Consider the following 26,051-nt stretch of genomic DNA (forward strand, 5'->3'; position numbering starts at 1 on the left):
CCGAAGCGAGAATTCTGGTTAATTTCGGCATGTCGGTACCAACGACGCCCGCTCAACAGCCTGATTCCGGCCCTGCCCAGCTTGCCTACAACCTGGCCGGCATTGTCGCGCTCGTGCTTCTGGGGGCCGTCGGCATCGCCTACATGATCGATCAGGCCGGCCGAAACGCCCGCCCTGTACTTCCTCAGTTATCTGATGAAAACCCGGTCCTTCGGACCGTGGCCGGTGTTGACCTGTCCATCCCCGAGACCTGGTTCCGCTTTGGTGAGGACATCAGGCCAGGCTTCGCCAGCCAGGTGGACCTGTCGTTCCGACTTGCCCTTGAGGCAGACCATCCACCGGTAGCGGTCGACGTGACCCTGCTGCCACGCAGCGGCGCGCGCGCCAGCAGTGCCCTGCTCGACGCGGTGTATCTGCATCAGTTTGTTGATGAAACTGTCGCCGGGGTGCCTGGACTTGTGGGCAAGCCATTGCTTGCGAGCGAGGGTTTTGCAGGCGAGACGGTCTGGTATGACCCGCTGTCGCCCGCCCCCTTTGTCGCCAAATGTGCGGCAGCGCCCGAACCGACGCGGCCGGACAGGTGCCTGAGGACGATCCACCTTGCCAATGGGCTGGCAGTCGTTCTGGGCTTCGATGTCGAAGTGCTGGCCAACTGGCGGCGCTTCGACGAGGAACTGGCCCCTTGGCTGGGCCAGATCGGCGCGCTCTAGCGCATTACTGCGCTGAAGAGCCTTCGACCTCAGTCGATATCGTCGAGGTCGATGTCGAGGATCGACATCGAGAACATGTAGGACTTGTCGCCGTCTTCGTCATCGAGATGGATCAGTCCGATCGACTCTTCGCCGATGAACACTTCCACCGAGTCGTTGAGCTTGGCGCGCGGACGAACATCGATATTGCGGTTGTTGAAGGTACGCTGCAGAAACTTCTGCAGCTTGATGATTTCGGGGTGGTTCACGGGAACACATCCTGCTGATTGCGTTGAGCGGGCAAAATAGTCCCTACCCCGCTGCTGGCAACCCCTGCCCCACCCAATTTAGCGGGAACAACCTTTGACGAGGCCTTGCCTCAGCGTTCGCTGTCCCGATCGTAGACTAGGACCATCTGGTCCATGACCAGCGCTGGCTGCGCACACCCGGCTTCGCCGATGATCTTGGCGGGCACGCCGGCCACGGTCACGCGCGGCGGCACTTCCTTGAGCACCACTGAGCCTGCCCCGATCCGCGAGCAGTCGCCGACAACGATATTGCCCAGCACCTTGGCGCCAGCGCCAATGAGCACGCCATTGCCGATTTTTGGGTGGCGATCCTGATCGGCCTTGCCGGTGCCGCCCAGGGTCACATTCTGCAGCAGCGAGACATTGTCGCCGACCACGGCAGTCTCGCCAATCACGAGCCCGGTGCCATGATCAAGCATGATGCCCTTGCCCAAAGGCACGGCCGGATTGATGTCCACCTGGAACACCTGGCTCGACCGGCTCTGCAGGTAAAGGGCAAAATCACGGCGCCCTGCCTTGTGCATGGCATGGGCAAAGCGGTGCGTCTGGATCGCCTGGTAGCCCTTGAAATAGAGCAGCGGCTCGATGGCACGGTGACAAGCCGGATCGCGCTCCAGCGTCGCTGCCAGATCGACGCGCGCCGCTTCGCCAATGCCCGGATTGTCGCGCAGGGTCTCGGCAAATCCCTGCCGGATCATGTCGGCCGAAACGTCCTCATGGTCGAGGCGCGATGCAATGCGATGCGCCAGCGCGTCCTCGAACGTATCATGATTGAGGATGGTGGAGAGCACGAGATTGCCAAGGGACGGTTCGGTCTCCAGAATCTGCTGGGCACCACTGCGGACCGCTTCCCAGACGGGGTCGACTGCCTGGATCTGCGCCGACTTCTTGATATTGCCGCTCATTGGGCACTCCGCTTCATCGAGAAGTGACGATATAAGCCACTTCGTTTCACCTTTCAAAGCCAAAGCGAAGTCATTGGTTCACGAAACGGCTACGCTGGAGTACGTCTTGCCCAAAAACTCTAGCGCCGCAGCCTTGAACACCTTGTCGCCGGTGGCGCGCATATGGTCTCGCTTTGGAATGACGAGGGCCTCGCCATGGGGCAGGAGTTCCGCCAGGGCCTCGGGCGGCCCGGCCATCTCGTCTGCCTCGCCGACAGCCACCAGCACCGGCACATCGATGCGCCGCACATCTGCCCGCGCCATCGGTTGGCGCGAAGTCTCCATGCAAGCGGCCAGAGCCTCACGGTCCGAACCCGTGTGATCGGCAAAAATGCGGAACTGGCGGGCCGTCGGGTGGCGCAGGTCGTCCAGCGAGGGCGCGCGCAGTCCGGCAATGATGTCATTGCCATCGGTGAGGCCATTGATGAGGTTCATTCCCATGCCGCCAAAGATCACCGCCGCCAGCCGCTCAGGATGGGAATAGGCCATGAAGGCCGCAATACGCGCACCCATCGAATAGCCGATGACGGCGGCACGCTCGATTCCCAGATGGTCGAGCAGGGCAATGGCATCTTCCGCCATTTGCGAAGGATAATACTGCTCCGGATCATGCGGCTTGGCCGATTGCCCGTGCCCCCGATTGTCCAGCGTGATCGCCTGGTATCCTGCGCCGACCAGTGTCTCCACCCAGCCGGTATCGATCCAGTTGACCTTGCCGCTGGAGGCAAAGCCGTGGACAAGCAGCACAGGAGCCCCCTCCCCGGCGACCTCGTAGGCAAGTGACAGACCGGCGCTTGTGAAGCTGGGCATGGGGCGTTCCTTTTTGCGGCGCTCGGGCGGGTTTTGCGGCTTCGGGCAACAAAATCAAGCACCCGTTTGCCCTTTTCTTGGGGAGGGGCATTGGATATGGTCGCGCCAAATCAAACGCTACCCAGGTTTTCCACCATGGCCCACGGCTCGACCCCGCATTTCCACAATACCCAAGGCCTGCGCAGCATCGAGATCGGGTCCAAGGAATTCCAGTGCGTCGGCGCCCTGCCCCCGTTTGATCATCCCCATGTCTACCTCGACATGGGCAAGGATAGCGAAATCGTCTGCCCCTATTGCTCGACCCTCTATGTCTACAAGGCCGAGCTTGGCGCCGGGCACGCCAACCCCGCCTCCGCGATTTTCCAGGTCAACGCCGCCTGAGGCGAAGCAATGCCCGGTACGGGCCGCCACTACGTCATTGCAGGCGCCGGCATTGCCGGCATGACGCTGGCGCTCGCGCTGGCCAAGTTCGGCGCGACCGTTGTGTTGCTCGAGCGTCGCGATGAGGTGCAGGAATTCGGCGCTGGCCTCCAGATCAGCCCCAATGCACGCAAATGCCTTGATCGTCTGGGTCTCAGCGCAGCCCTCGACCGGATCGGCCTCGAGCCGCAGGCTCTCGATGTCTATCCGCAGGGCGGCCAGTCGCCCCTTCTGAGCATGGAGCTTGGCCAGGTCATGCGGGAGCGCTTCGGCGCCCCTTACATGGTCATGCATCGCGCCGACCTGGCCGATGCGCTCTACAAGGCCTGTCGGCGCTTCGCCAGTATCGACATCCTGTTCGGGGTCCGCCACTGGGATGTGGCCACCCATGCACGCGGCGTCACCGTGGCCATCGATGAGGCCAACGGCCTTACACGGACCAGCCGGGGCGACGCCTTTATCGGTGCCGACGGCGTCCATTCGCGCACACGCACCACCCTTCTCGATGGCCCAAGAGCCGAATACCGCAACCGCATCGCTTGGCGGACACTGGTCCCTCTTGATCTGATTTCCGGCCAGATCGCGACCGATCGCGTGTCGGTTTTCTTCGGCACCGGCTTCCACCTCGTCTGCTATCCCCTGCCCCATCGCGGACAAGTGAACCTTGCCCTCTTCATGCCGGGCAAGTCCCCCACTCCCGACGAACAGCCGCGTCCGGCCCGTCTTGGCCCGCGCGTCGAAGCCATCCTCGCGGCGGCCGGCAATAGCTGGACCGCCTGGCCCATGTACACGGTGGAGACCCCGATCTGGCACCGAGGCAATATCGGCCTCATCGGCGACGCGGCCCATGCCATGGTGCCGTTCCAGGCTCAGGGCGCAGCCATGGGCATCGAGGATGCCGCAACGCTTGCCCCGCTGCTGGTGGGAACTGATTCCGCTGAAATGGCCTTTTCCCGATACGCCCTTGAGCGTCAGTCACGCACAAGGCGCGTTGCCGCACTCTCGGCCCAGAATGGCCGTATCTTCCACCTGCCCTGGCCCCTGAGCATGGCCCGAGACACGGTCATGGGTCTTCAGGGACCCCGGGCACACCTTGACCGCCTCGACTGGGTCTATGCCCACGATGCAGGCGGAGGCGCTGTCGCGTCGGAGTAACTCTTGCTCCTATGGGCAAGGCGCGGCCCTTGCCTTGGCGAGGCGGGCCGTGTCAATTGCATCGCACCTTCCCGGTGGGACGAACAAAAGGTAATAGCCACCGCATGCAAGCTGCGACTCGTTCCAGACTGACGCTCACCTGCATCCTGATCACCATTCTGATCGACATGATCGGCGTGGGGATCATCGTGCCGGTGCTGCCCGAACTGCTCGAGGACCTGACCGGCGGCAGTGTGGCTGAGGCAGCGGTCATCGGCGGCTACCTCGTCTTTGCCTATGCCTTCATGCAATTCGTGTTTTCCCCGGTGCTCGGCAACCTGTCCGACCGCTTCGGCCGGCGACCCGTCTTGTTGATCTCCCTGCTGGGACTCACCTTCGACTACCTGATGATGTCGATCGCGCCGTTCGTCTGGTACCTCTTCGTCGGCCGCATCATCGCCGGCATTGCCGGCGCGGCCCTGGCGACGGCCACGGCCTATGTCGCCGACATTACCCCGCCCCACAAGCGTACCCACCGGTTTGGCCTCATCGGCGCAGCCTTTGGCCTGGGCTTCATCATCGGCCCCGTCATCGGCGGCGAACTGGGTGAATTTGGCCCGCGCGTCCCCTTCTTCGCCGCGGCGGGCCTGGCCTTTGCCAATTTCCTCTTCGGCCTCTTCGTCCTGCCCGAGAGCCTGCCCAAGGCCAACAGGCGCAAGTTCAGCATCCGCCGCGCCAACCCGCTGGGCGCCGTCATGGGCCTGCGCCAGTATTCCTCGGTGCTGTGGTTGCTGGCGGTGCTTTTCTTCCTGCAGCTTGCGACCCAGGCGCTGCCCACCGTCTTCAGCTACTTCACCGTGGAAGTGTTCGATTTCTCGTCTTCCACCATTGGCCGCACACTGGGCGGCTTTGCCGTGGGCTTTGCCATCAGCCAGGCCGTCATTGCCGGTCCCCTCTCCAAGCGCATCGGCGAGCCGGCGGTGGGCATGTTGGGGCTGACGGCCGCCGCCATCGCCTTTGTCGGCATCGCCTTCTCGGCCGATGTCTACCAGCTCTACCTCTTCATTGCCGTGGGCACGATCAGCGGTCTGGCGCCTCCTGCCATCAACGGCATCCTGTCGCGCCAGGTGCCCGACAACAGCCAGGGGGAACTGCAGGGCGCGGTGAATGCTGCGAGCTCGCTGGCCACCATTATCGGCCCGCTCGGCGCCACGCAGATCTTCTCCTACTATACGAGTGCCCCGGCCTCCGGCCACTATTTCCCCGGCGCGCCCTTCATCGCCTGCTCGATCGCCGTGGTGCTGGCGCTGGTCGTCTTTGCTGTCGCCGCCTGGCGCTTCGAGCTTGGCCGCCGGCCCAGCATTGCCGACCATCCGCAGGCTCCCGAAATTCCGCCGCCGGGACAGGTCCGCGTGGCGCCGCTGGAAGACAATGATGAGCCTCGCTATCCGCCGCGCCACTGACGCTGACTGGCCGTCCATCCTGGCCATGCTGAAGCCCGTCTTTGCCGCCGGCGAAACCTATGCCGTGGACCGCGACCTCGATGATGAGGCTATCCGCAGCTTCTGGATGATGCCTGCCCACGAAGTGTTCGTCGCCGTTTTCGATGGCGCCGTGCTTGGTACCTACTATCTGATGGCGAACCGCCATGGCGGCGGCGCTCACGTGGCCAATTGCGGCTATGTGACCGCGCCTGAAGCGCGCGGCAAAGGCATTGCCGGCGCCATGTGCCAGCATTCCCTCGTTCGCGCCCGCGAACGCGGCTTCAAGGCCATGCAGTTCAATCATGTCGTTTCGACCAATGAAGGCGCGGTGCGTCTGTGGCAAAAGCTCGGCTTTGACATTGTCGGCACCCTGCCCAAGGCGTTTCACCACCCCACTCACGGCTACGTCGACGCCTTCGTGATGTTCCAGACCCTCTGAGCCTGGCGCCCCTCGCAACTTCGTGACTGTGCGGGAGGGATCGACATGAGGAAGCTGTGGTTGTCCAGGCATCACGCAAGGAGAACCAACATGCACTTCCATTCCATTGGCCGACGGGCGCTTATGGCGACCGTGCTTGCCTTCGGGGTCGCGGGCGCCACCGGCGCAGCTCTCGCCCACCATGGCTGGAGCTGGGCAGAGGCCGGCATGATTGAGCTCACGGGCACCATTTCCAGCATCACCATCGCCCCCCCGCATCCGATTATCGAGGTCGACGCCGAAGGCGAAATCTGGACGGTCGAACTGGGCAATCCATCGGCCACCGAGCGTGCGGGCTTTGTCGTGGGCGCAGCCGAAGTGGGCCAGGAAATTGTCGTGCTCGGCAATCGCGATGCCGATGGCTCGACGCGCATGAAAGCCGTACGCATCACCATCGAAGGCACGGTCTACGAAATTTATCCCGAACGCATCCCCTCCTAGGGCATGTGGGAGGCACTGCAGAACTGGCCCGGCGCAGTCGCCCTGCGGGGATCGTCGACGCTCTACCTGCTCGTCAACGCAACCCACATCCTGGGCATATCACTCATCCTGGGACCGATCCTGGCCCTGGATGCCCGTTTGCTTGGCCTCGCCCGCCAGATCCCGCTTCCGGCCATCGGCCCATTCCTTGCCAACACAGCCATGCTCGGCGTTGTCCTTGCCGTATCCACCGGCTTTGCCCTGTTCACCGTGCAGCCTGCCAACTACGTCACGAATCCGGCTTTCCTCACCAAGCTTGTCATCCTCGCTCTGGCTCTCGCCAATGCTATCGGCGTCGCGTGGAGCGCCTCGTGGCGCAGTGCCATCGCCGGAAATGAAGTCGCCGCTCACCTGCGCGGGCAGGCGGCGGCGTCTTCCATTCTCTGGATCGCGGCACTGGTGGCGGGCCGCTGGATCGGGTTCGTCTAGTTTACTTGCCCAGCGTCGACGGCCAGGTGCCGTGCAGGTCCGTGCCGCGGCCTTCGATTTCAAAACCATGGGCGCCGAAGAAGTCGCGCTGGCCCTGCGTGAGGTTGGCCGTGCCCTGTGCCTGGCGGTAGCTATCGAAATAGCTCAACGACGCCGAGAGACAGATCATCGGGAATTCACCGACAGCAGCGGCAGCGATCACCTTGCGCAGGCTGGGATGGCTGTCCTTCATGATCTCGACGAAGTCGGGCACCACCAGCAGGTTGACCGCCTCGCCCTTGGAATAGGCGGAAGCCATCTGGTCGAGGAAGCGCGAGCGGATAATGCAACCGGCGCGCCAGATCTTGGCGATCGTGGCCAGCGGCAGCGACCAGCCGAACTCTTCCGAAGCCTTGTTGATGACGGCAAAGCCCTGGGCGTAGCTGACGATCTTGCCGGCCAGCAGCGCCTTTTCGAGGTCTGCCAGGGTCACGTCGGTCTTGGCGCGGTTCGGCTTGCCATAGATGGCTTCGGCGGCCACGCGCTCATCCTTGCGCGACGAGATCGAGCGGGCGGCGACTGCGCCTTCGATGGCGGTGGCGGGCACACCCATCTGCTGGGCGACGATAGCGGACCAGACGCCGGTGCCCTTCTGGCCGGCCTTGTCGAGGATCAGCTCGACCAGCGGCTTGCCGGTCTGGTCGTCCACGGCGTCGAGCACGTGGCCAGTGATTTCGATCAGGTAGGAATTGAGCGGACCCTTGTTCCATTCCTTGAAGACATTGGCACATTCCTTGGGGGACATGCCCAGGCCGTCGCGCATCACGCCGTAGATTTCGGCGATCATCTGCATGTCGCCATATTCGATGCCGTTGTGGATCATCTTGACGAAATGGCCGGCGCCACCTTCGCCGAGATAGGCGCAGCAGCTTTCGCCGTTGAACTGGGCGGCAATTGCGGTCAGCACGGCTTCCGCATTATGCCACTGCTCCTTGGAGCCGCCGACCATGATCGACGGACCGTGCCGCGCGCCCTCTTCGCCGCCGGACACGCCGACGCCGAGATAGCCGATATTCTTGGGCTTCAGATAGTCGAAGCGGCGCTGCGTGTCGGTATAGAGCGAGTTGCCGCATTCGATGATGGCGTCGCCCGGTTCCAGATGCGGCAGCAGCTGCTCGATCATGTCGTCGACCGGCTTGCCGGCCTTGACCATGATGATGATCGAGCGCGGCGCCTTCACGGTCTGCACGAAGTCGGCCAGGTCATATTTCGGGATCGTGTTGCCATCCAGGCCTTGTGCCTTGGCGTCGGCCATGTGCTCGTCGACGCGGCCCGGCGAGCGATTATGAACGGCAACAGTGTAGCCCTTCTCGGCGATATTGAGGGCGAGGTTGGAACCCATGACCGCCAGGCCGATAAGGCCGATATCTGCTGTCGACATACAAACAGTCCTTCTAAAGCTTTTGCCAGTTCATCCCATGCGCTGGGCAGCTACCCGCGCCCGTGGGCACGGCACGCGGCGCGAAATGACCACAATCCGCCGCCCGAAGGAAGGGCGGAATGCACATTTTCCGGCCAGATATCCCATCTTGTATGGAAGTTCAAGACTGCACGGATCGAACGTCCACGCCCCGCTCCGCGAAGGCTTTGAAGTCCTCGGCAAATTTCCGTGTCTGCTTCTTGAACATGCCAGGCATCAGCCAACCCATTAGGCTCATCATGATACCCTTCATTTCGAAGACGTTACGCGTCTCCCACAGGGTCTTGTCGGGCCCCTGCTCGATGAATCGGTTTTCGACGATGTTATGGACGCCCTCTACATCATAGGTGCCATCGAAGGCATCGGGCAGGTCGCGGCGAGTGATGGTCTCGATCATCTCCATGCGGCGCTTGCCCGTCTGGTAGATCAGCTTCGACTTGGCGCCGGGCTGCCCCGCCGCTCCCGAAATGTGTTCGAAGCTTTCAAGCCCCTTCTGCCATTTAGGCATGTTGGCCGGGTCATCGAAGAGCTCAATGACTTTGGCTCGCGGCAGATCGATGACAATCGACGTCTTGTAGTCCAGCACCATGGTTTCCCCCTCCGCCTTGCATACAAGGCCGTGCTCCACTAACACCTTGGACGGTGCCACAGAGGAGAGGTCACGCCAAGGATGAATACCAAAGCTTCGCCTTTCAACCTCACCGGGCGGCGCGCTCTTGTGACCGGATCGAGCCGCGGCCTTGGCCTTGCCATGGCCCGGGCGCTTGCCGATGCCGGCGCCTCCGTCGTGCTCAATGCGCGGGACAGCGTTGCCCTCGGTGCCGCGGCAGCAGACCTCGCCGAAACCGGCGCGGATGTCTCGGCAGTCGCCTTCGACGTCACCAGCCGCGATAGCGTCGGCGATGCCATCGCCCATATCGAGGCCGAGATCGGCTCCATCGACATCCTGGTCAACAATGCCGGCATGCAGTTCCGCAGCGCGCTGGAAGCGTTTCCGCCGGAAAAGTTCGACCAGCTGATCGAGACCAATGTCACCTCGGTCTTCAACGTGAGCCAGCCGGTGGCGCGGAACATGATTTCGCGCGGACGGGGCAAGATCATTAACATCTGCTCGCTGATGTCATCCTTCGCGCGCTATTCCATCGCGCCCTACGCTGCCAGCAAGGCCGCCGTGGCTAACCTGACGCGCGGCATGGCGGTGGATTGGGCGCGGCATGGCCTCAACGTCAATGGCATTGCCCCCGGCTACTTTGTCACCGAACTCAACGAAGCCCTGGTGAAGGACGAAAAATTCAACGCCTGGGTCGAAGCGCGCACGCCCATGGGGCGCTGGGCACAACCGGAAGAACTGGGCGGCCCGGTCGTGTTTCTTGCCTCCGACGCCTCCCGTTTTGTGAATGGACACATCCTCTATGTCGACGGCGCCCTCACAGCTACGGTCTGAACACCCCCGCCTCATTATCGTGATGGGCGTAAGTTCTTCGGGCAAATCCACAATTGGCGCCGCGCTGGGCAGGGCCCTGCACGCGCCCTTCCTCGATGGCGACCAGTATCACCCCGAGGCCAATGTCGAGAAAATGCGGGCCGGCACGCCCCTGACCGATGACGACCGCTGGCCGTGGCTGGAGGCACTGACGGCCGCGCTGAAGGACGCTTCGACGAAAAAGGGGGTGGCCGTGGGCGCTTGTTCAGCCCTCAAGCGCGCCTATCGCGACTTCATCACCGCAAAGGCCGGCGAGCCGGTGCTGTTCGTCTATCTCCATGGCAGCCGCGAAGTGATCGGTGAGCGCATGGCCAGGCGCAGCCATGAATACATGCCCACCAGCCTGCTCGACAGCCAGTTCGCTACGCTCGAAGTGCCCGATCCGGCAACCGAGAATGTGCTGGTGGTCCCCGTGACCGACCCGGTCAATCGCATCGTGACGACGGTGACCGGCAAGCTCGACCACCTCAAGAGCTTCAAGCGCTGGCAATAGGCCGTTCGAGCCAGGCCCGGCCGCGCGGTGACAGCCGGTATCCCACGTCGAGACTTTCGGTCAGGCCCAGCGCTTTCAGGCGCCGCACATTGTTCTTGAACTTGACCTTGTCGCGACCAAGGGCCTCGGCCAGCTCCTGCGCCGGATGGCCCGGCCGCTCGCCAATCAGCTCCAGGGTAGCGCGGATCCAGGGTGTCGCTCCATCCATCCGGCTCAGCGTCTGCGCCATTTCGGCCGCTTCGGCTTCCGAAATGGCCGCGCTATCGCGCAGGGCGGCGCGCGGGTCGTCGCCGACATAGTGCAGGCGGATGCGGTGCAGCGACCCCTGTCGATTGCCCAGCACCGCATCGAGCTCTGCTCGATCGTCAAAACCGGCTCGCGCCAGATCCTCGGCGCTGACCGCGTCCAAGGCGATGACATCAATCGCATCGATGGCGAGAACACCCCAGGAATTGGTCAGCGTACCCCCCGCCTTGACCGTGGGCCGAACCCAGCGCCGGAACGCCGTATCCACCCGCCCGGACTTGATCGCTTCGAAATCTTCGGCTGAAATCAGCATCTCGTCATCCCTGTTCAAGCGCCACAGCCGGCTTGGCCGCGAAGTGTCCTTGGCCATAAGCCACGAGCGCGGCCGCGCAGACGACCACCAATGCCCCCGTCACCGACCAGGTATCGAGCGCCACGCCCAGCAGCACGGCGTCGAACAGGAAGGCCCAGAGGATGCCAGTATACTCATATCCGGCCAGCAGTGAGACCGGCGCCCGCGCCACCGCTTCCATCATCATGATATGACCAAACCCACCCAGCAGACCCGCCGCCACCAGCAGCAGGTAGGCCGAATTGTCGAGCGGCGCCCAGCCCAGCACAATGGTGGCAGCACCCAGGAGCGTACTGATCACCCCGAAGGACAGCGCGATGCTGGCAGGCGGATCGGTTTTCGTCAGATCCTTCACCTGCACGCGCGAAAGCGCATTGATCGCCGCCATGCCAATCCCGGCAGCAATGCCGATCAGGGCGCCGTCGCGCATTTCAGCGCCGATCAGCGACGGGAACAGCATGATGAGCACCCCGGCAAAACCCAGCAGGACCCCCGATATCGCCAGCGCGGATACCCGCTCCCGCAGCAGCGTCATGGCCGCAAACATTGAAAGGATGGGGGTGAGGTAGGTCAGCGCCGTCGTCACGCCAACGGAAAGGTAGGCCAGCGCCGTGAAATTGAGCGCCATGACCAGGGACCCCAATATCCCGCGCAGCAGATGCTTGCCGGGACGCCGCGTGCGAAGCGACGCGCCCAGCTGCCCGCGCAGCGCGAGATAGGCGATGATGGGTGGCAGGGCCACCGCGCTTCGCCAGAAGATCAACTGACCCAGCGTGGCGCTGGCGGCCGCCCGGTGGATGACGGCAGACATGGCGATGAGGCAAACAAGTCCGCCGGTCGCGAGTACTAGTGCGAGTCGTGAGTTCTGGATGGGCATGCCCCTCTATTGAAGGCAAATGCCCAAGAGGCAACAGAAATTGCCGTCGGGTCAATCAGCAGATGGGCGCCGCTTCGTCGGAGGCGATTTCGTAGCTCGTTCTCGCTCCACCTCATGACCCTGCCATGGCCAGTGCCCGGTCACCTCAACGTCCAGCGAGAAGCTGAGGAAGGTCCGGATAATGACGATCCCCGCCAGGACCAGCATGTTGTCCAGAGTGGGTTCGAGCGCCACAGTGTTGATAATATCGGCAGCGACGAGCACTTCGAGGCCAAGCATGATACCGCGCCCGACATCAGCCCTATAGGTACGAAATCGCTCATCAGCGTCGAGACGGCTCAGATTGCGCGCGAACCGGACGGTACTCCACGCCAGCCCCGCCACAATAATGACAATCCCAAACCACTCGATAGCCCTGACGATGACATGCAGCAACTCGACTTCCATCGTGCCCTCCTCAACCGCCAGATGCACTGGCGCTCGCCGCGCTTTTTCAACGCACGAGCGCAGTGAACGATCCAAAGGGTGATAGGCGCGGATAGGTCCGGCGGCAGCGCCTATTGCGCGGCGTAGCCGCCGTCGACCAGGTGGTAGCTGCCCGTGATAAAGGAGGCTGCGTCCGAGAGGAGGAAAAGCGTAAGCGCTGCCACCTCTTCGGACTGGCCGAGGCGCCCGACCGGGTGCAGTGTGCGCAGGCCATCGAGGGCTTCCGTGGGGAGGGACTTGCCCAGAAGCGGGGTCTCGATGAAGCCCGGTCCAACGGCCGTGATGCGAATGCCGTCCTTGGCATAGTCGATGGCGGCGGCCTTCGTGAGGCCCACAACGCCATGCTTGGCCGAAACATAGGCCGGTGCATTGGCAAAACCATTGGTGCCCAGGATCGACGCCATGTTGACGATGGCGCCGCCGCCGGTCTTGAGCATGGCCGCGATTTCATACTTCATCGAATAGAAGACGGAGTTGAGGTTGACGTCGATGACCTTGTGCCAGTCTTCGAACGTGTAGTCGCCGGCCTTGGCCGCCTTGCCGCCAATGCCTGCATTGTTGACCGCCAGGTCCAGCCGCCCGAAAGTGTCGGTAGTAAAGGCGATAGCCTTTTCCACCTGATCGATCTGGCTGACATCGACGGCGACGGCGGCGGCCTCGCCACCATCGGCCTTGATTTCAGCAACCAGCTTCTCGGCCGGCTCCAGCTTGAGATCGGCGACTACAACCTTGGCGCCGCGCGCCGCCAGCTGGCGGGCCACAGCTTCGCCAATCCCCGATGCCGCTCCGGTCACGAATGCTACCTTGCCGGCGAAATCCTTGGTCATTTCAATCTCCTTGGGTTGTCTCCCCCTGATATTGGGGTCCCATGGCGACGACGCCATGACCAAGGTCGAACGCAGGATCGAACAATCTGTTCAGACATCGTTCATCCCGGGGGTCCAGGACCTAGTCCGGGTTTTGCCGCCGCGCCCAGGAACGCATTGCAGTTACAAGGTAGTCGGCAAATCCGGGCTCGATTTTCTCATAGCGTTTGCGAAAATCGGGATGCTCATAGACATCCGCCAACCCGGCATAGGCTTCCGGCGCACACTCCCTCCCCCAGCTCGCCGCCACCCAGTTCCTGTGCCGTTCCAACATCTTATCCAGAGCGGCAGCCTGGGGCGGCAGTCCGCGGCGCAGCCCTTCTGCCAGCCCCTCCTCCACCGCACGCAGCTCGTCCATCATTTGCGCCTTTTCGGCGTCGGACATACTGGCCAGAGCCTTGCGACTGTGGGTAATTTCCCCTTCAATATCGGGACCATAGCGCTCTACCAGCCAGGCCTCATACTCAGCCTGCTTTTCGGGTGAGACAATCCCGGAATAGAGATCGGCGTCACTCATTTTGCGTTCTCCTTTGAGACGGGCGATCGTGCGGTCGATCGTCCGGACCATGCCGGCGTAATGCTTGGCCTGTTCCTCCAGCCGCTCGCGTTGCTTTTGCAGCGTGTCGAGCCGGTTGAATTCGGGCGCATCAAGGATGGCGCCGATCTCCACCAGGGGAATATCCAGTTCGCGATGGATAAGGATCTGCTGCAGACGCAGCAATTCGTCCTCGCCATAATAGCGATAGCGGTTCTCGCCGGTGAATGCGGGCTTGAGCAGGCCGATTTCGTCATAGTGGTGCAGGGTCCGCACCGAAACGCCGGCCAAACGGGCCAACTCATTGACAGTATAGGTCTTCATTGCACTCGCATCCTCCGCGAGTTGAGGCTTTAGTCCCTCACGCCGCGTCAGGGTCAACAGCCGGCACGCCGGCATTGCGCGACAGGCTGGCATTGGCATAGCGGTCATCGTGGCTAACCTCGGCCCCGGCCCAGTCCGGCAGGTCCACCGCCTGGTCAACGTCGGACAGTTCCACCTCGGCCATGACCAGCCCATGGTGAGCGCCCTCGAAGACGTCGACCTCCCAGGTGAGACCGCCCTGCGGGACGAAGTATCGCCGCTTTTCCACGACATGGGGGCGCGCCATTTCCAGCAGCTGTCGGGCGTCGTCGAGCGGCACCTCGTACTCGAACTCGGCGCGCGATATGCCGTCAGTGGGCCCCTTCAACGTCAGCACTGCCAGCACATCATCGAAAATGCGGATGCGGACCGTGGCCTTGGCACTGGTCGACAGATACCCCTGCCGCAAGGCTGTGCTACGCGTCGCCGCAGCTTTCCAGCCATCGCCAACCACCAGAAACTTCCGCTCGATCTCGATCGCCATCCGCTACTCCAGAAGCTGCCAGTACCGGCGATAACGCTCGGCCAGCACCGCCGGTTTTTCAACGATGAATTGCCTTGCCATGGCAAAGCTCTCTGCGGCCAGCGCATCCTGCCGCTGCGCGATGGAAGTTCGCAGCGCATCGAGACCATCCCCACTGGCCGTGGCCGTCGATCCCAGCGCCTCTGCCAGGACAGCGAGATTGTGATGATCTCCAAGCTTCTCGCCCAGAACGCCAAGATCCATCACCACCCCTCCAAGCATTGCGGGCGCTGACTTCCGCCAGAGCCTGACGTGATACCAGTGCGCCTTGGCCGCCTTGCGCCAGTCATGAATCACCTCCCCATCAGGGTTTTGCCGGGCGGCATCGAAACCGCGGCGAAATTTCGCATAGGTCGTCTTCAGCCCGGGCAGGACCACATCCACACCCGAAGCACTGAACGTCCACTCTGCAACGCGCTGCCGGAGCGCTTCGAGCTGTTCGGCAGTGTTGGCCAGCAGCGCCGCTTCGCCCATCTGGAGCCGCAGATGCCCGGCCCGCTCCTCGAGCCGGCGCAATGCCAGTCGCTCCCCCTCTGCGGCATCGGCTTGCAACAGACCCGAGAGAGACTGAACCATCACAGCAGCATCCCTGGCGACTGAGAACTGTTCGGCAATGGCGCGGATTGCGGCGTTTTCGTCCGCATATCCGCCAAAGTGCGGTCGCACCAGCCTGAGCAGGGCACGCACCTTCTTGCAGGTCTTTCGCAGAGAATGGACCTTTGTGTCGAAGTCGCTATTCGCCTGCATGGCCTCCAGCGCCCCGTCGATCTGCTCGGTCGCGATGGCGCGGACCTGATCACCCACCCGACCGGCTTTTTTGAAGGCATACCCCACCGCTAGAACCCGAAGCTCATCTGCCCCGCCGGAGCGCCAACAGACACCCCCTCCAGCGCCAGCATCTGCAGTTTCGACGCCGCGCCACCCGGTGCGGAAAAGCCACCCGGCTTGCCATCGCTCGCCAATACCCGATGACACGGAATGACCAGCGGGATGGGATTGGCGCCCATGGCCTGACCGACGGCGCGGGCAAGGCCCACGTCTCCCAACTGCCGCGCCAGGTCTCCATAGGTGACCGTCTGCCCCCAGCCCACCGCCAGCAGCAGAGCATACGCGCGACGATGAAAAGCCGGCGCGCCCGAGAGATCGAGCGGCACCTTTGAAAAATCCACGCGCTCGCCTTCAGCATAGTCCTCAATGCGATCCATGAGGGCGCTCATCTCGCGCGTCGGCTCGCCGGCATGGGCTTCCCCGCGATTGAGCCGCTCAAGCAAAGTCGATGGATCATCTCCGGGCAGCAGCAGGCGCACCAATCCCTTGTCGGTCCAGCCGATGCCGAAACGCCCCAGTGCAGTGTCGAAAGTGGTGGTCTCCATCGGGCAAGGATAGGCCCTGTGCCATGGCAATGCCAAGAACCTTGGTCAAACCCGCCCGGTTCTGCTAGAGGGCATGCCATGCCGCCAATGCCCACGCTCAAAGACTATTTTCCGCCTATGGAACCGTATCTCGACGTGCTCCACGTCGATGACGACATCCTGGTCGTTAACAAGCAGTCGGGCCTGCTCAGCGTGCCGGGCAAGGACCCAAGCCTCTGGGACTGCATCGAGCACAGGGCGCGTCAGACCTATCCGACCGCCGGAATGTGTCACCGCCTCGACAAGGATACATCGGGTGTCCTGGTGCTGGCACTCAACAAGCGTGCCCATGGCCGGATCGGCAGCCAGTTCGAACACAGAAAGACGACCAAGAGCTACATTGCGCGGGTTTCCGGCATTATCGCGGAGGACTCGGGCCTCATCGATCTGCCATTGGGGACTGACTGGCTCAACAAGCCACGCCAGAAGGTGGACCACGAACACGGCCGCGCAGCGCAAACGGAATGGCATGTCATCGAACGCGAAGAGAACGCGACACGCGTGCGGCTGGTGCCGCTGACCGGGCGGACACATCAATTGAGGGTTCACATGAAGGCCATCGGCCATGTAATTCTGGGCGATGCATTTTATGCCGAGGGCGAGGCGCTTGCTGCGGCTGATCGGCTGCAATTACATGCCGCCGAACTGGGATTCACCCACCCCACCACTGACGTGTTCACGACCTTCGTGGCGCCAACGCCGTTCTAGCGGATGCGGTTTCGGTGGGTGAGAACTCTCTCCGCATCCACTGAGTCGTTCTCGGGCCTGACCCGAGGACCTGCTGCCACCAACTCAAAGCTGTGTTTGATGCCAATGGCCCTCGGATCAAGTCCGAGGGCCCTCTGTGCGGGTGGAAATGCCGCTAGACGCTCTACCCTTCCCCCATAAAGCCCACCTCGATGCGCTGGAAGAGACTGCCCTCTTTCATCGTATCGAGCCAGCGCCGGAAATCGGCCACATCGGTGAACCCGGCGCGCTGGGCCTCCGCATCGGTTACGGCGTCGGGCGTCGTATCGGTGACCGATTTGATAGCCAGCAGGCCCACCTTGGTCTTGAGCGTGCCGCCGGGTTTCACCGTCGGCCGGTTCCAGCGCCGGAAGATGAGGTCCACCTTGCCAGCCTTGATAAGTTCGAGAAGGTCGCGCTTGAGCAGCATCAGTCCAGTACCGCCGTGGCTGTCATTTCGATTTTGAGGCCCTTGGCCAGCAATTCCTTGACCACGACCGTGGCGCGGACCGGATAGGGCTGCTCGGTAAAATATTCCCGATAAACCGCATTCATCCCGGCTGCGTCGGCGCTGTCGGTGAGGAATATCTGCACCATCACCAGGTTGCGGAGCGTCCCGCCTGCGGCCTGGACCCCGATTTCGAGGTTCTGGATGCAACGCCGCGTCTGCGCTTCGATGCCACCTTCGACGATGTCGCCGGTGATAGGGTCCTCGGCAATGGCCACAAGCCACACATGCTTGCCGGCGCGCACGGCATCGCTGATGGGCGCGGAAGATGGGGCTATGCCGGTTTCGATGCGTTCGATCATCTGGCCTCCGGGGAAGAATCGTCTTGGCGGAATTGTCTTGCCGCAGAGCTTGTGACAAACACGGGCAGCCGAGCCAAGCGGGCGTGGTGGAATTGGTAGACACAAGGGACTTAAAATCCCTCGGCGATAGCCTTGCGGGTTCGATTCCCGCCGCCCGCACCATTCCCTAACCTTGCGACAACCTTTTCCCGACAATGATCACTTGCCCCTTCGGGCGTGTGCGTATCGAGAGGCGTAGCTATGTCGGCTTTGGCGATGGAAATGGACGAATTCGAAAGCCCGCCGGGGATCAGCACCGAGCCGCGGCAGTTCATCACCTTTACATGTGCCGGGCAGAATTTCGGCGTCGACATCATGTCCATGCGGGAAATCCGCAACTGGACTCCGGTGACACCCCTGCCCGCGCAAAAGCCCGATGTCCTCGGCGTCATCGATATCCGGGGCCGCGTCGTGCCCATTCATGACCTCGCCCTCCGCATCGGCTGCTCAGCCGAACCGCGCGCCCAGCATGAGGGCCAGGTGATCCTGGTGCTCAAGGTGGGCGGCCATGACATGGGCTTGCTGGTCGACGGCGTGTCCGACATCATCGAGGTCAAGGCCGACGACATGCTGGACGTGCCGCAGATTGAAGGTTCGGCAGCCCGCTTCCTCGCGGGTATCGCCCGCCAGGGCGACAGTCTCGTGGCCATTCTCGACGAGGAAACAGTGCGCACGCAGGCGGTGGAGATTGGCGAAAACCCGGTTGAAGATACTGCGCTAGCCGACCCGATGAATGCAGCCACTCTGGAAGACGACACCGAATTCGTGTTCCTCGACGAGGTCGAGGCTAGCGCCTAGCCGTGAGCGGCGGGGCCCGAGTTGTCAGGTAAGCTCAAAAGGAAAGGGCGAGGGCTGCCAATACCGTTCGACGCCCCAGGCTTGGACAGCAATCGCCTCCCATTGATGCAAGATTGACGCGACTGCGTCCGGCCTTCCCTGCTTCAAAGCTGCGAAGAGAAGCTCGAGATTGGCGACGTTTGCCTCCCCCTCCGCCTGAACAGCCCGCAGGGACGGTTTCGTGGTCCGATGCGCCATGCGTGACAGCTCTCGCTCCAACAGTTGTCGCTGACGCTCAATTTCGACATGCAGGCCGGCCTCTGCTAGCTCGAACTCGCCAAGTGCAGCATTTAGGAGAGCACGACTTTCCGGCCGCATTTCCCCGAGACCACCCGACGCGTGTTCGTGTATGTTGAGCGCGGTTGCCAAGGACGTTTGGGGCGGAATGACCTCGGCAAATACTCGCTCCATCTCGCCAAAGACACGTTCCTCCAGGCCTTGGCTACCCAATATTCCCCAAGCGCGATCCATCGCTCCGGCGAAGCCGCCGCGAGAAAGAGGTGGCGGGGCGAATAGGAACGACAGGTACCATCTGGGAGCGATCTCGCCACGATGAGGAGATCCACGGAAATGAACCCCTGCGAGACAGTGAGTTACCGGAGTCCTGACGACATCGCGCTTTATCAAGACCAGTCCGTAGTGCCCTTGCACAAAGGGTTTGGCAAATGTCCTTACTTCTTGGGCAGTGCTCATGGGATCTGAATCGGAATCACGATGACGTATTCGACGTCGGAAATATGGGAGGCACGCCGTATGAAGTCTTCAGCGCGGCTGTTTGACAATCCGGTTCTGCCGGACTTGAAGTCGTAGAGACAGGCTGTATTCGAGTTAACCTTTTCGACGACGTCCAGGCGCACCGTTCCGGCTGTCCCGTAGTGCGGACCACCAACATCGTCGTTGGTAATACCGTCTCGCGTGATCGACAGCTCAGACGATACATCCATGTATTCAAGAGGGAATTGGGCCTTTAGCGCAAGGATCATGTAATGAATGAGGGTGTGGAGCTTCGTCCCAAAATCTTGAGCGCTGACTTGCGATCTCAAATGTGCGAGCGTTGCCGCGGCGTCACTGGCCCAACTCTGCACTTCGGGCAATCTCTTGCACGTTTGCGACACTTGCTCTGAACTCAGCACTTCCTTGGTTACTACTACCGATCCATCTGACCCAACACCCTGCCATATCTTAATTGCCATGACAGGAAGGTCGCCATCGCCCACCCCCATCGGCTCGGCGCAGCGACCGCAGTGTTGTAAAGCTCCAGCGCCCCGCGGATCAGCAATGCGTAAGGTGCTGCAGTGACCTCCGCCACGGGCGGCCCGGTCAGTTCCAGGGGTCGATGCGCCGGGGTCGGCGCCGAGACCAGGGGCGGTAGAGCCCCAGGCGCGAAGAGGCGAAGTTGGGCCACCCGCAAGACCGTCTCGCCGCCTTGCCGAACCGTTATGTCCCGGGTCGTGCCGAACCTCAGGGACTGATAGTCCACCCCATCCGGAAAGGACACCAGCTGCGAAACACTCGACCCCTGGAAGACGGAGTTGATGCTGGTGCCATCCATCATGGCGACGGTGGACGCCGCGATGCTGCCGTCTGGCCGGGTCAGCGTCTCGATGGTGGCGATGCGCTGCTGTGGGTCGGACAGTATCTGCCGATTTCGGGCAAGTTGCAGCATTGAGTCGGGAACCGCCGGGGCGCCGTAGTATGGCTCTGCCCAGCAGCGGCAGTTATGCGCGGCGCCGGGATGGCCGCTTTCGGGCGGCGAAGTCCAGGAGAAAACCTTGCCCTCTAGCGCCGCATGCGCGTGGCGAACCCTGTCGTCGCGGGCCGTGCGCCACGTGTAGTGGGTTGTTGCCTTGCCGTTGCTCAGCGCCTTCGTCGACAGGCCAGCGGAAAATTCAAGGAATTCAGCTCGTCGGCCGCGATGGCCGAGAGCCGAGCCAGGTTCCGGGGCACACGTCCGCGTCTGACATAACTCTCGAACGCCTTGAGCCTGACCAAGGTGCCGAGCGCCTTGCGTCCGCTTTCCAGTCTTGCCGACAACTTGACCATGCCCTGCCCTCGCGTGAATGCGAAAGCAGGGTCTCACGGTGTCAGATGGCGGGGATAAATACTGTCAGTCCGTGCCGCCGGAGATCGGGGCGACGTAGGCGACGTCGAGGTCCCAGGGGAAGAAGATCCAGGTGTCCTGGCTGACTTCGGTGATGAAGGTATCGACCATGTCCCGGCCCTTGGGCTTGGCATAGACAGTGGCAAAATGGGCGCCGGGGAGCATTTCGCGGACCACGCGGGCAGTATTGCCGGTATCCACGAGATCGTCGACGATCAGAACCTTGCCGCCATTCTTGACCAGGTCGAGAACAGGCTGGCTGATTTCCTTCAAGATCTTGATGCCGCTCTGGTTCTGGTGGTCATAGCTCTTGGCCGCGACGGTCTCGACGGTGCGGATATTGAGCTCGCGCGCCACGATGGCAGCTGGCACGAGTCCGCCGCGGGCAATCGCCACCACAGCATCGAACGGGCCGATGCTGGCAAGGCGCCAGGCCAAAGCGCGGCTGTCGCGGTGGAACTGATCCCAGGTGACGGGAAACGACTTCTGGTTGGGATTGCTCACGGATCTGTCTCCTGGCGGGGCCGAGCCCAAAATTCATGTCTTTGAGATGCTGCTTAGCAAAGCGAAGCCAAAAGGCCAATCATTCCGCATCAGGCGGAGCGATACCGGCCTTTTCGTGAGCAGCTGCCACCATGGCGCGGACCTTTTCGGCCGCCTCGGCCAGCCGCGCTTCGTCCGAGGAGCGCAGCACCAGTTCGACCATCACCCGGTCCTTGCCCATCTGTGGGTATGAACCCATTTTCACATCCGGGAATTCGGCCTGCAGGACACCAAGCGGCCCACCCAGGGTCCCCTCGCCCACCGCCGCAGGGATCGCGACGGAAGAAACTTTCTTGCCGCCCTTAAGCGTCGGTGCCAAGGCCTCAAGCATGGCGCGCATGATCACCGGGACGCCGGCCATGACATGCACATTGCCGATGCGGAAGCCCGGCGCGGCGGACACTGAATTGACGATCAGGTCAGCGCCAACAGGGATGCGGGCCATGCGCAGACGCGCCTCGTTGACCTCGGTGCCGGTCTGCTTCCAGCGCGCTTCGAGCATGGCCCGGGCCTGATCGTTGATCGGCAGCGCCACGCCGAAGGCAGCGGCAATGGCGTCGGCTGTTATGTCATCATGGGTGGGGCCGATGCCCCCCGAGGTGAAAACATAAGTATATCGGGCACGTAGGGCATTTACCGCCTCGACAATGGCGTCCTGCTCGTCGGTGACCACCCGCACTTCCATGAGGTCGATGCCCAGATCGGTGCAGAAATCGGCCACGGCGCCGATATTGACGTCCTTGGTACGGCCGGAGAGGATTTCGTCGCCGATGACAATCATCCCGGCGGTTACGCGCGTCTCGTGCTGGGTCATGTCTCTTTTCCCTTGAGGCAGATGTGGATGCCCGCGCAGGAAGACCAAGTCAACGCCCCTCTGGCCTTCCCAAGCCCGGTTTAAGCTCCTATTTTACAGCTTCAGGAGACCATTGCATGATTACCTATGTCGACGCCGCCACCAAAGCCCGCCGGACCCCCGGCGTCATCCCGTTGCATGGCGCGGAAGGTTTTGAAGGCATGCGTCGCGCCGGCGCGCTGACGGCGCGGGCGCTCGACGAAATCACCCCCTTCGTGGAAGCGGGGGTCCCGACCTCCACCATCGACCGCGTGGCCTACGAATTCGCCCGTGACAACGGCGCTGTGCCAGCGACGATCTTCTACAAGGGCTACCGTCACTCGGTCTGCACCTCGATCAACCATGTCGTCTGCCATGGCATTCCCGACGAACGCCCACTGCGGGACGGCGACATTGTCAATGTCGACCTGACCCTCGTCGTCGATGGCTGGCATGGGGATTCGAGCCGCATGTATCCGGTGGGCGAAATTTCGCGCAAGGCCGAGCGGCTGATCGAAGTGACCTATGAAAGCCTTGCGGCCGGCATTGAAGCCGCCAAGCCCGGCAATACCACGGGTGATATCGGCGCTGCCATCCAGACCGTCGTCGAGGCCGAGCGCATGAGCGTGGTGCGCGACTTTGTCGGCCATGGCCTTGGACGGCTATTTCACGACGAGCCCAATATCCTGCATTTCGGCACGGCTGGCGCCGGTGTGCCACTCAAGCCCGGCATGATCTTCACCATCGAGCCCATGGTCAATCTAGGCCGGCCGCATGTGAAAATCCTGTCGGATGGCTGGACTGCCGTCACCCGCGACCGAACGCTCTCCTCGCAATGCGAGCATTCCATCGGCATCACCGAGACAGGCTGCGAAATCTTTACGCTGTCGCCCGGCGACCTCTTCAACCCCCTGGCCAAGCGGGCGGCATAAATGAGCGATGGCCCCGACGAACTCGCCGAGGCCAGCTTTCCGGCTCCCGTAGCCGATGACCATGCCGGGCATCGCCAGCGTGTCCGAGACCGGTTCCTGAAAATCGGCGGCGATGCGCTGGAAGACTATGAGCTCCTCGAACTGGCGCTGCAGCTGGTCGTTCCGCGCAAGGACACCAAGGCCCTCGCTAAGACCCTGCTGCGAGAATTCGGCTCATTCTCGGGCGTTTTCAACGCCAGCCAGGCTCGCCTCGAGGCCATCGAAGGTCTGGGGCCAACATCCGTTGCTCATCTCAAGGTCATCCAGGCCGTCGCTGCCCGTTTCGGCCGCGACCGGATCAACAATGACAAGCCAATCTTGTCTTCCTGGACACAGCTGATCGACTATTGCCATAGCCAGATGGCATTCGAGAGCATCGAGCAGTTCCGCATCCTGTTCCTGGACAAGAAGAACCGGCTGATCGCCGATGAGGTACAGCAGACTGGCACAGTCGATCACACGCCGGTCTATCCGCGCGAGGTCATCAAGCGTTCTCTGGAGCTGTCGGCGACTGCACTGATCCTTGTGCACAATCACCCCTCGGGCGATCCAACACCCTCCTCTGCCGATATTCGCATGACCAAGGAGATCGCTGACGTCGCCAAGCCGCTGGGGATCGTGCTGCACGATCACATCATCATCGGCAAATCCGGCCACGCATCGCTGCGCGGGCTAAAGCTATTCTGAGGCTGGGGCGCCCGAGCGGCGATCCTTGAGGTGTTGCAAGAGCCGGCGCAGTGACTTGATCGAGTCATTGCCCTTGGCCCAGGCGCGCACTCGCTGGTAGGCGCTGTGGCCCGTGGCGACGAGCGTGCCCAACGGCGTGAGGCTCACATAGTGGTGGCGCAGCGGCACCTGCACATTGCACCAATGTCGCTTTTCATCCGTGAAGCCGCTGCCCATGTCGAAAACGGCCATTCCACCATCGAAGACCGTCTGCATGACCCGCAGCAAGCACTGTTTGCCCGGCGAGCCGCCTTGCACACGCTCGCAATCGCTCATCGAGGAAATAAGGCAGAACATCCGGTCACCATGCACGACATTGTAGCGAACCGCGACGATGGCGCCGTCGAGCCGCAATACGTGCAGGCGCACATCCACACCCGAATTCGGGTCGAGTGCATTGTGATAAAAGCCCATCAGATGATCCGCGACAAAGGCATCGCGAATACCTTGCGTGCGGAAGCGTGCCGAGCGCTGCGAGAACATGATGTCCACAGCCGTATGCGCTTCCACCGGATCGACGATTTCTTCGAACGTCACCGCGCCGAGGGCGGCCAGGCGGTCCCCCTGCTGCCGGTCATGCTTTCGGCGCGAACGGCTGCGCTGCTCGCTGTCACACTGCTCCCAGGATGAAAACTGAGCGCGAAAGAGGGTTTCGACGGCCAGATGCGCGCCCAGTTCCCCGAAAAGATCGATCTTGTCGCCAATCCAGGCCGGGACGGAGCGCAGATAGGCCAGCTCCGCTCCCTTGAGCGCGCTCGTCATGGCCCGCCAGAGTTCGGTACGCCCCGCGGGCCCCAGCGCGCTCAGTGTCGCGCTATCGGCAACGGGTCCGTAGCAGCCGGCGTGGGCGCCGGGAAACCATGTGAAAAGGCGTATCCCATGCACCCGCTTGCGGTGCAGCGGCAGGATGGCCACTGGCTCGCCATTGATCGATCCGACGACATAGTGCTGGTCGGCCGGGCGGATCTTTCGGTCCGCCACCCAGAGCCTGATGAAATCAAAGCTTTGCCCCGGCGACTCGATCCCCGACGCGGTCAGGCGCCGCCACAGGGATTCGACGTCGGCAATGTCGTGAAAGACCTCGACGCTGAAGGCGTAACGCGCGCCAACAGCGACGACAACCGGGTCGCTTGTCTCCGCTATGATCTGCTCCACCACACGGGCGGTGGCCTGGCTATGCGCGCTCAATGGATTTGCCGTGGTTCCCCGAAATGCCGCCAGTCTGCCCCCCAGGAGTAAACCGGACCTGAACACGGCTCGCAAAAAGCCCAACGCTCTCACCAATGCGTGAAGAGGGTTAACTTCAGGCTACGCAACGGTCCTCAGCCGAAATTGGCCAGAACCGGGAATGTCTCGAGAAACCAGTAGGAGATGCGGGTGAAATTGCCGGTGAGGAACAGGATACCGGTAAAGACCAGAAGGCCACCCATGATTTTCTCCACGGTGCCGAGATGCTTCTTGAAGCCATTGAAGAAGGTCAGGAACGGTCCAATCGCAATGCCGGCGAGAAAGAACGGTATCCCCAGGCCCAGCGAATAGAGTCCGAGAAGCGAGGCCCCCTCCCACGCCGTCTCGCGGCTGGCCGCCACGGACAGGATCGCCGCCAGCACCGGGCCGATACAGGGCGTCCAGCCAATGGCAAAGGCGAGCCCGAGCAGGAAGCCGCCCACTGGCCCCGACGCCTGACCCGGACCATTGGAGCGCAGCTGGCGATCGAGAATACCGATGCGGAAAACGCCAAGGAAATGCAGGCCCATGGCAATGATGACGATGCCGGCAATGGGCGTGAGGATCGGCAGGAGCTGCCGGAACACCTGGCCAAAGGCCGTGGCCGTGGCGCCCAGGGTAATGAAGACGACCGAAAAGCCGAGGATGAAGAAGATGGAGGTCAGCGCCACCCGGCCGGTCAGCCGCCCCGGCGAGCCCGACACCGCCTCGGCGCGCAACTGGTCATAGCTCGCCCCGCTCATATAGGTGAGATAGGGCGGCACCAGCGGCAGGACGCAGGGGCTGAGAAAACTCAGCACGCCCGCGCCGATCACCAGAGGCAGGGAAAACTCCACGTCGGAAAGCTCCTTGTTGCTGCGCACCTGTTTAGCGCGGCGCGGCGATAAGGCAATGAGCCGCTTGGCCGCATCGCGGGGAAGTGAGGGCGTGCAAGCCATCTCGCCTCCAGCCGCGCCACTGGCGCGTCT

At 62.4% G+C, this 26,051-nt stretch carries 35 protein-coding genes, 1 tRNA gene and 1 pseudogene; 14 read left to right on the forward strand and 23 right to left on the reverse strand.

The window, feature by feature from the left end; translation table 11 throughout:
• The first annotated feature begins 29 nt into the window (after positions 1–29).
• On the forward strand, positions 30–710 hold the full coding sequence (locus tag MQW79_RS04745; RefSeq protein ID WP_476587137.1) for a hypothetical protein: 681 nt from the start codon (positions 30–32) through the stop codon (positions 708–710).
• A gap of 29 nt (positions 711–739) precedes the next feature.
• Here the strand turns inward: MQW79_RS04745 and MQW79_RS04750 are convergent, their stop codons facing one another.
• From MQW79_RS04750 to MQW79_RS04760, 3 genes are all read right to left on the reverse strand, one after another.
• Positions 740–958, reverse strand: coding sequence for a DUF3126 family protein (locus MQW79_RS04750; protein ID WP_220303588.1), 219 nt, complete (start codon positions 956–958; stop codon positions 740–742).
• A gap of 110 nt (positions 959–1,068) precedes the next feature.
• Positions 1,069–1,902, reverse strand: a complete 834-nt coding sequence (gene cysE, locus MQW79_RS04755; protein ID WP_476587138.1) for a serine O-acetyltransferase — start codon at positions 1,900–1,902, stop codon at positions 1,069–1,071.
• A 78-nt stretch (positions 1,903–1,980) separates the two neighbouring features.
• Positions 1,981–2,751 (reverse strand): alpha/beta fold hydrolase, encoded by a 771-nt coding sequence (locus MQW79_RS04760; protein ID WP_476587140.1) that lies wholly within the window; start codon positions 2,749–2,751, stop codon positions 1,981–1,983.
• A gap of 135 nt (positions 2,752–2,886) precedes the next feature.
• Between MQW79_RS04760 and MQW79_RS04765 the strand changes: the two genes are divergently transcribed.
• The 6 genes from MQW79_RS04765 to MQW79_RS04790 all read left to right on the forward strand — a co-directional run bounded on the left by MQW79_RS04765 (position 2,887) and on the right by MQW79_RS04790 (position 7,176).
• A complete protein-coding gene (locus tag MQW79_RS04765; protein WP_476588183.1) occupies positions 2,887–3,132 on the forward strand; it encodes a zinc-finger domain-containing protein in 246 nt (81 codons plus the stop codon).
• A 9-nt stretch (positions 3,133–3,141) separates the two neighbouring features.
• Positions 3,142–4,326 carry an FAD-dependent monooxygenase gene (locus MQW79_RS04770; protein WP_476587141.1) on the forward strand — a complete coding sequence of 395 codons (1,185 nt, stop codon included), beginning with the start codon at positions 3,142–3,144 and terminating at the stop codon, positions 4,324–4,326.
• 104 nt (positions 4,327–4,430) lie between these two features.
• The gene (locus MQW79_RS04775; RefSeq protein ID WP_476587142.1) at positions 4,431–5,768 is read left to right on the forward strand and encodes a TCR/Tet family MFS transporter; all 1,338 of its coding nucleotides are present in this window, start codon (positions 4,431–4,433) and stop codon (positions 5,766–5,768) included.
• The gene (locus MQW79_RS04780) at positions 5,740–6,228 is read left to right on the forward strand and encodes an N-acetyltransferase family protein (protein WP_476587143.1); all 489 of its coding nucleotides are present in this window, start codon (positions 5,740–5,742) and stop codon (positions 6,226–6,228) included. Before MQW79_RS04775 ends, MQW79_RS04780 begins: the two co-directional genes overlap by 29 nt.
• A 90-nt stretch (positions 6,229–6,318) precedes the next feature.
• Positions 6,319–6,708, forward strand: coding sequence for a DUF6152 family protein (locus MQW79_RS04785; protein ID WP_476587144.1), 390 nt, complete (start codon positions 6,319–6,321; stop codon positions 6,706–6,708).
• Between the two features lie 3 nt (positions 6,709–6,711).
• Positions 6,712–7,176 (forward strand): DUF2214 domain-containing protein, encoded by a 465-nt coding sequence (locus tag MQW79_RS04790; protein WP_476587145.1) that lies wholly within the window; start codon positions 6,712–6,714, stop codon positions 7,174–7,176.
• A 1-nt stretch (position 7,177) separates the two neighbouring features.
• On the opposite strand, the gene gndA is transcribed toward MQW79_RS04790, so the two are convergent.
• Both gndA and MQW79_RS04800 read right to left on the reverse strand, forming a co-directional pair.
• Positions 7,178–8,596, reverse strand: coding sequence for an NADP-dependent phosphogluconate dehydrogenase (gene gndA / locus MQW79_RS04795; RefSeq protein WP_476587146.1), 1,419 nt, complete (start codon positions 8,594–8,596; stop codon positions 7,178–7,180).
• A 160-nt stretch (positions 8,597–8,756) separates the two neighbouring features.
• On the reverse strand, positions 8,757–9,224 hold the full coding sequence (locus MQW79_RS04800) for an SRPBCC family protein (RefSeq protein ID WP_476587147.1): 468 nt from the start codon (positions 9,222–9,224) through the stop codon (positions 8,757–8,759).
• Positions 9,225–9,305: 81 nt separating this feature from the next.
• On the opposite strand from MQW79_RS04800, the gene MQW79_RS04805 reads away from it, so the two are divergent.
• Together MQW79_RS04805 and MQW79_RS04810 are read left to right on the forward strand one after the other, a co-directional pair.
• Positions 9,306–10,079 (forward strand): SDR family oxidoreductase, encoded by a 774-nt coding sequence (locus MQW79_RS04805; protein ID WP_476587148.1) that lies wholly within the window; start codon positions 9,306–9,308, stop codon positions 10,077–10,079.
• A gap of 22 nt (positions 10,080–10,101) precedes the next feature.
• The gene (locus MQW79_RS04810) at positions 10,102–10,611 is read left to right on the forward strand and encodes a gluconokinase (RefSeq protein WP_476587149.1); all 510 of its coding nucleotides are present in this window, start codon (positions 10,102–10,104) and stop codon (positions 10,609–10,611) included.
• Here MQW79_RS04810 and MQW79_RS04815 read toward each other — a convergent pair.
• From MQW79_RS04815 to MQW79_RS04850, 8 genes are all read right to left on the reverse strand, one after another.
• Entirely contained in the window at positions 10,595–11,170 is a 576-nt protein-coding gene (locus tag MQW79_RS04815) for a hypothetical protein (protein WP_476587151.1), read from the reverse strand. The genes MQW79_RS04810 and MQW79_RS04815 overlap by 17 nt on opposite strands.
• Before the next feature lie 4 nt (positions 11,171–11,174).
• Positions 11,175–12,086: a DMT family transporter gene (locus MQW79_RS04820; protein WP_476587152.1), complete on the reverse strand. Its 912-nt coding sequence runs from the start codon at positions 12,084–12,086 to the stop codon at positions 11,175–11,177.
• A 51-nt stretch (positions 12,087–12,137) separates the two neighbouring features.
• Complete coding sequence (locus MQW79_RS04825; protein WP_476587154.1) at positions 12,138–12,533, reverse strand: DUF1622 domain-containing protein; 396 nt, start codon at positions 12,531–12,533, stop codon at positions 12,138–12,140.
• A gap of 110 nt (positions 12,534–12,643) precedes the next feature.
• The gene (locus MQW79_RS04830) at positions 12,644–13,399 is read right to left on the reverse strand and encodes an SDR family NAD(P)-dependent oxidoreductase (RefSeq protein ID WP_476587155.1); all 756 of its coding nucleotides are present in this window, start codon (positions 13,397–13,399) and stop codon (positions 12,644–12,646) included.
• 121 nt (positions 13,400–13,520) lie between these two features.
• Positions 13,521–14,297, reverse strand: a complete 777-nt coding sequence (locus MQW79_RS04835) for a MerR family transcriptional regulator (protein ID WP_476587156.1) — start codon at positions 14,295–14,297, stop codon at positions 13,521–13,523.
• A gap of 37 nt (positions 14,298–14,334) precedes the next feature.
• The gene (locus MQW79_RS04840) at positions 14,335–14,820 is read right to left on the reverse strand and encodes a CYTH domain-containing protein (RefSeq protein ID WP_476587157.1); all 486 of its coding nucleotides are present in this window, start codon (positions 14,818–14,820) and stop codon (positions 14,335–14,337) included.
• 3 nt (positions 14,821–14,823) lie between these two features.
• Positions 14,824–15,663 carry a CHAD domain-containing protein gene (locus MQW79_RS04845; protein ID WP_476587158.1) on the reverse strand — a complete coding sequence of 280 codons (840 nt, stop codon included), beginning with the start codon at positions 15,661–15,663 and terminating at the stop codon, positions 14,824–14,826.
• A gap of 32 nt (positions 15,664–15,695) precedes the next feature.
• Positions 15,696–16,232 (reverse strand): methylated-DNA--[protein]-cysteine S-methyltransferase, encoded by a 537-nt coding sequence (locus MQW79_RS04850; protein ID WP_476587159.1) that lies wholly within the window; start codon positions 16,230–16,232, stop codon positions 15,696–15,698.
• A 78-nt stretch (positions 16,233–16,310) separates the two neighbouring features.
• On the opposite strand from MQW79_RS04850, the gene MQW79_RS04855 reads away from it, so the two are divergent.
• Positions 16,311–16,979, forward strand: a complete 669-nt coding sequence (locus MQW79_RS04855; protein ID WP_476587161.1) for an RluA family pseudouridine synthase — start codon at positions 16,311–16,313, stop codon at positions 16,977–16,979.
• Positions 16,980–17,142: 163 nt separating this feature from the next.
• On the opposite strand, the gene MQW79_RS04860 is transcribed toward MQW79_RS04855, so the two are convergent.
• The gene (locus tag MQW79_RS04860; RefSeq protein ID WP_476587162.1) at positions 17,143–17,427 is read right to left on the reverse strand and encodes an ASCH domain-containing protein; all 285 of its coding nucleotides are present in this window, start codon (positions 17,425–17,427) and stop codon (positions 17,143–17,145) included.
• Entirely contained in the window at positions 17,427–17,807 is a 381-nt protein-coding gene (locus MQW79_RS04865; RefSeq protein ID WP_476587163.1) for a RidA family protein, read from the reverse strand. Before MQW79_RS04865 ends, MQW79_RS04860 begins: the two co-directional genes overlap by 1 nt.
• 77 nt (positions 17,808–17,884) lie before the next feature.
• Between MQW79_RS04865 and MQW79_RS04870 the strand changes: the two genes are divergently transcribed.
• Positions 17,885–17,969, forward strand: a tRNA-Leu gene (locus tag MQW79_RS04870).
• Positions 17,970–18,068: 99 nt separating this feature from the next.
• Positions 18,069–18,644, forward strand: a complete 576-nt coding sequence (locus MQW79_RS04875; RefSeq protein WP_476587164.1) for a chemotaxis protein CheW — start codon at positions 18,069–18,071, stop codon at positions 18,642–18,644.
• 24 nt (positions 18,645–18,668) lie between these two features.
• Here the strand turns inward: MQW79_RS04875 and MQW79_RS04880 are convergent, their stop codons facing one another.
• The 6 genes and pseudogenes from MQW79_RS04880 to MQW79_RS04905 all read right to left on the reverse strand — a co-directional run bounded on the left by MQW79_RS04880 (position 18,669) and on the right by MQW79_RS04905 (position 22,141).
• Entirely contained in the window at positions 18,669–19,376 is a 708-nt protein-coding gene (locus MQW79_RS04880; RefSeq protein ID WP_476587166.1) for a hypothetical protein, read from the reverse strand.
• Positions 19,373–19,777 (reverse strand): hypothetical protein, encoded by a 405-nt coding sequence (locus MQW79_RS04885; RefSeq protein ID WP_476587167.1) that lies wholly within the window; start codon positions 19,775–19,777, stop codon positions 19,373–19,375. Before MQW79_RS04885 ends, MQW79_RS04880 begins: the two co-directional genes overlap by 4 nt.
• Positions 19,778–19,830: 53 nt before the next feature.
• Positions 19,831–20,349 carry a hypothetical protein gene (locus MQW79_RS04890; protein ID WP_476588270.1) on the reverse strand — a complete coding sequence of 173 codons (519 nt, stop codon included), beginning with the start codon at positions 20,347–20,349 and terminating at the stop codon, positions 19,831–19,833.
• Between the two features lie 51 nt (positions 20,350–20,400).
• Positions 20,401–20,763, reverse strand: a pseudogene (locus MQW79_RS04895) (phage minor head protein); the annotation flags it as partial.
• A 27-nt stretch (positions 20,764–20,790) separates the two neighbouring features.
• Entirely contained in the window at positions 20,791–21,321 is a 531-nt protein-coding gene (gene gpt / locus MQW79_RS04900; RefSeq protein ID WP_476588184.1) for a xanthine phosphoribosyltransferase, read from the reverse strand.
• Positions 21,322–21,367: 46 nt separating this feature from the next.
• Positions 21,368–22,141, reverse strand: coding sequence for a competence/damage-inducible protein A (locus tag MQW79_RS04905; protein ID WP_476587168.1), 774 nt, complete (start codon positions 22,139–22,141; stop codon positions 21,368–21,370).
• 116 nt (positions 22,142–22,257) lie between these two features.
• Here MQW79_RS04905 and map point away from each other — a divergent pair, with 116 nt between their 5' ends.
• Together map and radC are read left to right on the forward strand one after the other, a co-directional pair.
• Positions 22,258–23,091, forward strand: a complete 834-nt coding sequence (gene map, locus MQW79_RS04910) for a type I methionyl aminopeptidase (protein WP_476587169.1) — start codon at positions 22,258–22,260, stop codon at positions 23,089–23,091.
• Positions 23,092–23,817 (forward strand): RadC family protein, encoded by a 726-nt coding sequence (gene radC / locus MQW79_RS04915; protein ID WP_476587170.1) that lies wholly within the window; start codon positions 23,092–23,094, stop codon positions 23,815–23,817.
• Here the strand turns inward: radC and MQW79_RS04920 are convergent.
• Both MQW79_RS04920 and MQW79_RS04925 read right to left on the reverse strand, forming a co-directional pair.
• Positions 23,809–25,014: a GNAT family N-acetyltransferase gene (locus tag MQW79_RS04920; protein WP_476587171.1), complete on the reverse strand. Its 1,206-nt coding sequence runs from the start codon at positions 25,012–25,014 to the stop codon at positions 23,809–23,811. The two genes, radC and MQW79_RS04920, sit on opposite strands and share 9 nt — an antisense overlap.
• Before the next feature lie 164 nt (positions 25,015–25,178).
• A complete protein-coding gene (locus tag MQW79_RS04925) occupies positions 25,179–25,919 on the reverse strand; it encodes a cytochrome c biogenesis CcdA family protein (protein WP_476587172.1) in 741 nt (246 codons plus the stop codon).
• Positions 25,920–26,051 lie beyond the last annotated feature (132 nt).

Source organism: Devosia sp. Micro-HW1 (assembly GCF_056341075.1).